The organism is Deinococcus sp., from assembly GCF_018260405.1.
Classification (GTDB): Bacteria; Deinococcota; Deinococci; order Deinococcales; family Deinococcaceae; genus Deinococcus.
In genome coordinates, this window is record NZ_JAGLBG010000097.1 from 1 (window position 1) to 8,054 (window position 8,054).

The following is an 8,054-nucleotide window of genomic DNA, read 5'->3' on the forward strand; positions in this document are numbered from 1 at the left end:
CAGTTGCTTGAGGTAACGCAGCATGGCGTGCTCGCTGTGGTGCGTGTTGAACACTGGGTGCGTCAGGAAGTCGGACGTGCGCTTGAGGTCGGCGGGGACGCCGTCCACCGCTTCGGCGTCCAGCTTTTGCACGTCGGCAGCTTTTCCCGTCACCACTTCGGTGATGTCTGCGAGGTCTTGCACGGTCACGGTTTCGTCCAGGCTGATGCCGACCTTGTCGCCCTGCACACAGAAGTTAATGCCCTTCGCTTCGGCACGGCTCTGGATGTCCTGCCCGCCGTCAAAGGTCAGCGTGTCGAAGAAGGTTTCATTCGTCTTGAGTCCGGCGTCATTCAGCGCCTTCGCCAGAATCCCCGTCAGCCTATGCACTCTTTCGGCAATGGTCTTAATCCCTTCTGGCCCGTGGTAGACGGCATAGGCGGCGGCCATATTTGCCAGCAGCGCCTGCGCGGTGCAGATGTTGGAGGTGGCCTTCTCGCGGCGGATGTGCTGCTCGCGGGTTTGCATCGCCATGCGCAGGGCGGTGCGGCCCCTTACGTCCTTGCTCACGCCAATGACGCGCCCAGGCATGGAGCGCTCGAAGCCCTTCTGGCAGGCCAGGAACGCCGCGTGTGGCCCGCCAAACCCGACAGGTACGCCGAAACGCTGGGCGCTGCCGACAACGATATCTGCTCCCTGTTCGCCGGGAGGAGTCAGCAGGGCGCAGGCCAGCAGGTCGGTGGCGACAATCAGCGCCGCGCCGCCCGCGTGGGCCTTGTCGGCAATGGGCTTTAGGTTCAGCAGTTCGCCGTGCGTGCCGGGATACTGCACCAGCACGCCGAAAGCCTCAGCCGGGACATGGTCCGCGTGGCCCGTCTGCACCTCAAAGCCAAAGTACTGGGCGCGGGTCTGCACCACGTCCAGCGTCTGCGGGTGAACGTTGTCGGCCACAAAGAACACGTTGCTCTTGCTCTTGCTGCTGCGCTTGGCCAGGGTCATCGCTTCGGCAGCGGCGGTGGCCTCGTCCAGCAGGCTGGCGTTGCTGATGGGCATTCCGGTCATGTCCTGCACGGTCTGCTGAAAATTAAGCAGCATTTCCAGTCGGCCCTGCGAAATCTCGGCCTGATAAGGCGTGTAGGCGGTGTACCAGCCAGGGTTTTCCAGCATGTTGCGCAAAACTACACCAGGAACGTGCGTGCCGTAGTACCCCATGCCGATATAACTGCGGAACACCTTGTTTTTCTGGGCCACGGCCTTCAGGTCGGCCAATGCCTGCGCTTCGGTCACGGCGTCGCCCGTCGTCAGGGCGTCGTTAAACTGAATGGCGTCTGGGAGGGTAGTTCTAGACAGTTCTTCCAGGCTGGACACGCCTAGGGCCTTGAGCATTTCAGCCTGTTCCGCCTCGCTCGGCCCAATATGGCGGCGGGTAAAATCGGTGGTCTGGAGAAGGTCGGCAAGAGGTTTCATAGAATAATCCCAGCGTAGGGCCAGTTCTGCCAAACTCAAAACGTAGGGGTTGGTTATCCGGGACACTCGGCCAAATCGGCCAGCAGTTCAGGCAGCAGGTTTTCCTGATGTGCGCCCACGCCGCCCGCCTTCATGGCCGCAAGCAGTTCGGGGAAGTCAGTGAAACCCGCCAGCGCCCCATTCAGCGCCACCTTTCCCCGTGTGCAGGCCAGCGCATAAGCCTGGGCGTCCATACGCCACGGTTGCCAGTGGAGGGCAATACTGCGCCGCAAAAAAGAGGCAATACGTAGCCCGCCCACGTCCAGGTCGCAGCTTAAAAAGGCCGTGGTGCTCAGAGGCAAGCGCCGCAGCAGTTCGGTGGTCGCCGCGCCGGGTTGCCCGCTGGTGCAGATCAGGGGAGCCTGTGGGTGGGCCGCGTGCAGGGCCTCAAAGACGCTGGGGTTTTCCAGCACCCAAACGCGGTTGGTGGGCGCATACAGTCCCGTCAATTGTTGCACCTCGCGCAGCGGCAGCGCCAGCGTATGCCCCGCCGCGCCCGTCAGCCAGTCGGGGCCACACAGGTTGGCGCACAGGGCTACGCTGCTTACGCCGTCGCGCTCCGGTCGGGGAACACCCAGGCGATCGGCAGCGGCGCGAAAGACTTTTCCTGCCAATTGGTCATCGTCTAGCGCGTGAGCATTGCCGGTGACTCTGGCGGCCAGCAGGGGAAAGCTGAGCGTTTCGGCGCGGGCCAGGGCCAGGGCTGCCGCGACGGTTTGCACGGTCAGGGCTACTTCTGACCCACCTTTGATGGCCTTTTGTAGCAGGTTCGCGCCGCCCTCGCCTCCGCGCAAAACCTCGCGCCAGCCCGTGTCACTTACCTGTTCCAGCACGGCAATCCACGCGGTAGCAAAAGCCTCGCGCTCCTGCCGCTGCACGCGGATGGGGCCGCCGTTCAGTTCGGTCAGGAGTTCGGGCAGGCTGACCCCGTGGCTGCTGCGGCGCAAAGCCTCGTCTAGCACAGCCAAATCCAGCGGCGGGCCAGCCTTGCCCCCGGTCAGGCGCGACAGGGCTTCCCAGTCGGCAGGGGTCAGGGCGGGGCGGCTGCGGCCCAGTTCACCGGTGCGTTTATAGCGTTCCAGCGCGGCTTCCAGCACCGGGCGCAGGCCATGCGCGGCAAGAGCGGCGAGGGCCGTTTTCAAGCGGTCTGAACTGCCCCGCAACACTTCTTGTACTTTTTGCCGCTGCCACACGGACAGGGCGCATTGGGCAGGATTTTCTTGCCCTCGCGGCGGATAGTCGGGCGGCCAGTCTGGGGAACGCTCATAATCAGTTGTTGCAAGGCCCCACTGCCGCCGAGTCTCAGAACGTCGGTGTCATCTGTTTCGGGTAACCCCTCGCGGTAAGCCTGCCGGAGCGCGGCGACAAACGCGGCCTGCATGGCCGCCAGTTCCGACAGGCTCCTGCGCCGCAGGTCGGCGGCCAGGTCACGCCGCAGGTTGGGGCCGATGGTAAGGGCCAACATATCGGCCTCGGCCACCGTGTCGCTGAGGGCCATGCAGTGAAGGGCCACCGTTGCCGCCTCCTGCCGCGAACTCTTGAGCAGGGCCATCAGGTCGGCGGGCCGCTTCCCCAGGGCTTTCGCCAGCCCCCTGACCCAGCGGATAAAGTCGTCGGGCTGCTCAAAGGGGTGGAACTGGCCTGAGATTTCTTGCTTCAGATGCGCCAGCAGTGAATCTGATGGCTTGCTTCCGGGGCTGTCATTTCCGGGGCTGTCACTTTCGGGGCTGGCCTTTTCGGGGCTGGCACTTACAAGGCTAGCGAAGACGGCTTCCGGCGAGACGGCTCCCTGCGCGACCTTCAGGCCGGTGGCGTAGCCGTCCAGTTCGTGAAGCGATAGGGTGACGCCCATTGACCGCAGACTCTCGCCCAGTTCGCTAGAGCGTTCAGGCTCTAATTTCAGTGGCTGATTTGTGGTTGCACGCTGTAAAAACATCTATTCCTCCATTCCAAATTTACGGCCCTCATGCGCCGTTTTGCCGTCCCAGACATACGCTAGGCTGCCCACGCTGCTGCCCTGCGGCGTCGCCACCCGAATCAGTTGGTAGGTTGCGGCGGCGCTCAGCTGCGGCGAGAGGTCGATCCGGCGCTCGCTGGTGGCAATCCACGACAGCGCCAGCTCGTCCATGATGCGGTACAGCGCCCCGATATTCGCCAAATCCATGCCCGCGAAGGCTTCGTCCAGCCCAATCAGGCGCGGTGTTCGCGGCCCCAGCTGGTCAAACCGGGCCGCCAGCGCCGCGAACAAAAAGGTGTATAGCACGGCGCTGCGTTCGCCGCCGCTGCGCTGGGCAAAGGTGCGGTCGGTGATTTCGCGCCTGCCGCTGGGCGTGACGCTCAGGAAGGTAAAGTGCAGCCACTCGCGGTAATCCAGCGTGCGCTCCAGCGACTGCGCGAAGGACTGCTCGGGATTGGGCCGCGCCTGGAGGGTGTGAACGATGCTACGCACCTCGTCGCGCACCGCCTGCCACCAGCTTTCGGGTTGATGGGCGGGGTCTATCCGGGCATCAATCAGTGCCGACAGAGCACCGGACTCACTGTTTTCTGCGGCCTGCACGCGGCTTTGCAGGTCAAGGCGCTCGTCGTGAAAGTGCAGGTCTTCCAGCGTGCGGCGGATATTCTTGACCCACGCCTGCGCCTGACGCTGCTTGCTGTCCAGTTCCTCCACCAGTTCCCGAATCAGTTCGTTGTGGAACACCTGCGCTTCCTCGTCGGTGAGCAGCTGGCGGGCGGCGTCCAGCTCAACTTCCAGGTGCGCCAGCAGCGCGTCAGGGGTGGCCTGTTCGCCCTGCAAGTGAAAGCGCGGGCCAGCCGGGGCAAAGTGCGGGTGGTAACTTTCGGGCGCTTCCAGCTGTGGGCGGGCGCGGTCAAAAGTGTCGCGCAGGGCGTACTCGGCGGCTTTCACGTCGCTCTCACTGGCGCTGACAGACAAGTCGGGCGCGGCTTCTTCCGAGAGGCGCGGGTGGGCAGCGCGGGCGGCTTGTAAGGTGCTGACCGCCGTCTCCAGGGCGGCCTGAGCGTCGGCAGCAACGGTCAGCAGGCTGGGGAGGCGCTCGGTCACAAAGCGCAGCCGCTCCTGCGCTGCGGTCAGCCCACGCACCAGCTCGCGTCCGGCGCGTTCCAGTTCGCGGTCACTCTGGCGCAGTTCGTTCAGGCGGGCGCGGAGCTTGGCGGCGTCGGGCGCGTCCAGCTCGGAGCGCAGCCGCACCAGCTGCGCGGCCAGGGCGTCGCGGGCGGCCTCCTGGGTGTGGCGCTCGGCTTCCAGGTCGGCGGTGGCCTGGGCGTGTTCAGCCAGCTGCTCGGTCAGGGTCTCAATGTCCTGCGCGGCGCGGGCCAGCCGTTCGCGCAGCGTGCCGACCTGTCTCCACTCGCTCTGCGCGGCGCGGTGGTCGCTGTGCGCGGCGTTCAGGCTCGCTCGGCTGGCGGCGTCGGGAAGGTCAAGCGGCGCAAAAGCCGTTGCCAGCGCGTCGGCGGCTCCTTTGGCCCGCGTCTGAGCTTCGCGCAGGTCGTCCAGCGCGGCCTCATGGGCCTCCGAACGCAAAGAAAGGGTCTGCCGGGCCTCGTCGCGCTCACGGGCGGCGGCGCGGCGCACTCTGGACAGTTCGGGCGCGTCACGCAAAAAGGCCACGTCGCTGTCCAGCTGCGCCAATTGCGCGTTCAGCCCGCTCAGAACGCCCTGCGCCGTGTCCAGACTGTCGGCCACCACTTCCATCCCCTCGGCGAACAGCGCCAGTTGCCGTTGCCGCTCGGTTTCGCGCGCCGCCGCCCCCAGGTAGCGCACGCCTTGGTCGGTAGCCGAGCCAGTCAGCAGGCCGTTTTGCCAGTGGCTGGCATTAAAGCTGGCGGGGCTGGAGGAAGCAGGGTCGCTGGAGATGCCCGCCAGCAACGCGGCCACCTCGGCGGGGGCATCGTCTTCGGGTTCCAGCAGCGCCGCGAGGTTGCCTTTGACTTTTTTGGCGGGCACCAGGAGGGCGTCGGACAGTCCCTCTTTGGCCAGAATCCCCAGCGCCTGAGCCTGCTGAGCTTCCGGCACCACCAGCGCGGTCAGCAGCCCGGACGCCAGCAGGCCGCCTTCAATGCCGCCCAACTCTGCCGCCCCCATTTCTGGTGCGCTGCCACGCGGTTTAACTAGCGTATAAAAGGGCCGCGCCGCGATTCCGGCGCGCGCTAGTGCAGCCAGGGCCAGGGCGCGGGCGGCGGGCAGCGGCGGTATGGCCCCGGCCTGAGCGTGCAACGCGTCGGTGCGGGCTTGCAGGTCAGCCTGCTCGGCTTGCAGGTCGCGCACGCGGTCACGGGCCTCGGCCTGGGTACCGCGCAACTCGGTCAATCTGAGCGCCGCAAGTTCGGCCAGCGCGGGCCACGCCTCGCCGGGTTCCACCGCCGTTTCCAGAGTCAGGCGGTAGGCGCTCAGGGCGTCTTCTGGAACATCCAGCGCCCCGGCGCGGGCCAGCAGTTCGGCGGCAGTGTCGGTCAGCACGGTTTCTAACGCGGCAGTTTTTTCCTCTAGGCTCAGGCGGGCGGCCTCGGCGCGTTCGCCAGCATGGGCGGCGGCGGTCTGACGCTCGGTGAGGCGTTCGGTGTCGCGTTCGTAGACCTTCAGGGCGGCCTCGGCCCTATCCAGGGCGGCGGCGCGGGCCTCCAGACTGCTTTCGTCCTGCCACCAGTTGCGGGCGTTCAGGGCGTTTTGCGCGGCGTTGAGGGCCTGGGCATCGGCCTCGCGGGCGGCGTAGACTTCGGCGCGGCGTGCCCCGGTGCGTTCCTCACGGGCTTTCTCGGTGCGGATGCGGGCGCGGTTCTGCTCCAGCGTGTTCCGCACATTATTCAGCTCACGTTCTTTCTGGCCCAGAATATTTTCCTGACCACCAATCTGAGCTTCTACCGTATCCAGCTCTACCCGCAGCGTCTGGGCCACGCGGCTGCGCTCCTGCTCCTGGGCCTGCAACCCGGCCAGCGTTTGGCCCAGCGTGGTTTCCTCGCTTTGGGTCGCCAAAAGTTCGCTCTGGGCAGCGTCAAATCGGCCCTGCGCGGCGGCCCGGCGTCCAGCTTCAAACCGCGCTCTGGTCAGCGCGGCCGTGAAGTTGGCCTGCGCCACGCTGCGGGCCGCCTCGGTCTGGGTGTCCAGCAGTTGCAGGCGCTGGGCGTGGCGGTCGAGGCGTTCGATGCCCTCGGCGAGTTTGGCCGTCACCCCCGCTGACACCGGCGGCAGCGAACGCCGCAGCAGCTCGGCAATCTGGGCGGGCCGCACCTCGCGCCCCAGTTTGCTACCGCGAATGGTCAGCAGCAAGTCCAGCGTGTCCTGAAAATCGCGCTCGGACGCGCCGTAAATCCGCCGCCGCACCACATTGGCATATTCGCCCTGCCCAGAAGCGAATTCGCCACCACTGCTCCCGTTGGTGCCCTCCCAGCGCGTGACTTTTTCGCGCAGCGCCCGCTCGGTTAGCGGCTGGCCATCCTCGACCAGATCCAGGCCGCCCCCGATCATCACTCGCCCATCCAGCCAAAACCCCCATTTGCCGATGTTGGCGCTGCCCTCCGTGGCGCTCAGGCCCAGGCCAATCGTCTGATACTCGCCCTCTGGCGTGCGAAATTCCAGCGCCAGATACGAGCGCCGCCCGCGTTCTTGAAACCCGGCGTCGGGGCCGCCCAGCAGGTAGTAGCGCAACTGCCGCCGCGTACCGCCGAAGGGGTCAAGGCGGGCCGGGCTGGAATCGCCGTCCAGCAGCATGGTGATCGCCGCCGTGAGTGCCGTGGACTTGCCGGAGCCGTTATGCCCGGTCAAGAAGAGCCGCCCCTGCACGAAATGAAAAATCTGAATGGGATACAGCCAGTAATTGACCAGAATCAGGCGCGAGGGCGTGAGGCAGCTAATGGGCCGCGCAAGGACAGATTGCACGTCCTCAACGGAAAAAAGCGTCATACCCGGATAATAGCGCGGCGCTGGGGCAAGGGCCTATGACACAAGGTAGAACGACCACGCTGGTAAGGAGTTCTGGGCGGAAGTGGAGTGGGTTTGGGCGCTTTTGCCAGACCCAGGTAACTGTCCAACCTCATTCCCCCTTGCGTCGCCGCCCGCCCCGCCTGACCACCTGCGCCGCGCCCTCATCTTCGTAGGCAGCAAAAAACCGCGCCAGATGAGGCTCCAGCGTCAGCGTGGATTCGTCCTGACTGGCGATACCACCCCATTGCCGCCACAGCTCCAGCACCTCGTCGAGCAGCTTCTCGGTGCTGTGCTTCTTGCCAGTTTCGCCCCAGCGGGCGCGGTAGTCGGCGCGAACGGTATCCAGCAGCGTATAAAGCCGGGTACGCGAGAGGGTCAGCCGCCCGGCGGGGTCGGGGGTCAGCGTGCGGGCCTCTACTTCGCGGCGCACGGCGTTCAGCAGCAGCAGCGCGGCGGCGCTGAACACGCTGCGCCCCGGTAGCCAGCGTATACCCAGGCCACTGGTCATACCCTCACGCCCTAGAGCGGCGTACTCGGCGTGAATGTCCAGAGTCCAGCCCAGCGTGCGCGTCAGCTCGTCGAGTTCGGGGGCTTGCAGATAATTGAAGGCTTCGGGATCGTGTGCGCGGGT

General features: G+C 65.8%; 4 protein-coding genes and 1 pseudogene. All 5 read right to left on the bottom strand.

Annotation, left to right across the window (positions count from 1 at the left end; genetic code table 11):
* Positions 1–1,446 (bottom strand): annotated as a pseudogene (locus QZ269_RS10925) (glycine dehydrogenase (aminomethyl-transferring)); the annotation flags it as partial.
* A gap of 53 nt (positions 1,447–1,499) precedes the next feature.
* Complete coding sequence (locus tag QZ269_RS10930) at positions 1,500–2,627, bottom strand: DUF2399 domain-containing protein (protein WP_291426741.1); 1,128 nt, start codon at positions 2,625–2,627, stop codon at positions 1,500–1,502.
* Positions 2,624–3,421 carry an SEC-C metal-binding domain-containing protein gene (locus QZ269_RS10935; RefSeq protein WP_291426742.1) on the bottom strand — a complete coding sequence of 266 codons (798 nt, stop codon included), beginning with the start codon at positions 3,419–3,421 and terminating at the stop codon, positions 2,624–2,626. The genes QZ269_RS10930 and QZ269_RS10935 overlap by 4 nt, the downstream gene beginning before the upstream one ends.
* Positions 3,422–7,402: an SbcC/MukB-like Walker B domain-containing protein gene (locus QZ269_RS10940; protein ID WP_291426743.1), complete on the bottom strand. Its 3,981-nt coding sequence runs from the start codon at positions 7,400–7,402 to the stop codon at positions 3,422–3,424. It abuts the gene before it with no gap.
* Between the two features lie 130 nt (positions 7,403–7,532).
* The coding region (locus QZ269_RS10945; RefSeq protein ID WP_291426744.1) for a DUF2398 family protein at positions 7,533–8,054 on the bottom strand (522 nt) is incomplete at its 5' end.

Bases quoted from the DNA above. Each gene is read 5' to 3' on its own strand.
- QZ269_RS10940 (WP_291426743.1), bottom strand. From the start codon at position 7,402: ATGACGCTTTTTTCCGTTGAGGACGTGCAATCTGTCCTTGCGCGGCCC.
- QZ269_RS10935 (WP_291426742.1), bottom strand. From the start codon at position 3,421: ATGTTTTTACAGCGTGCAACCACAAATCAGCCACTGAAATTAGAGCCT.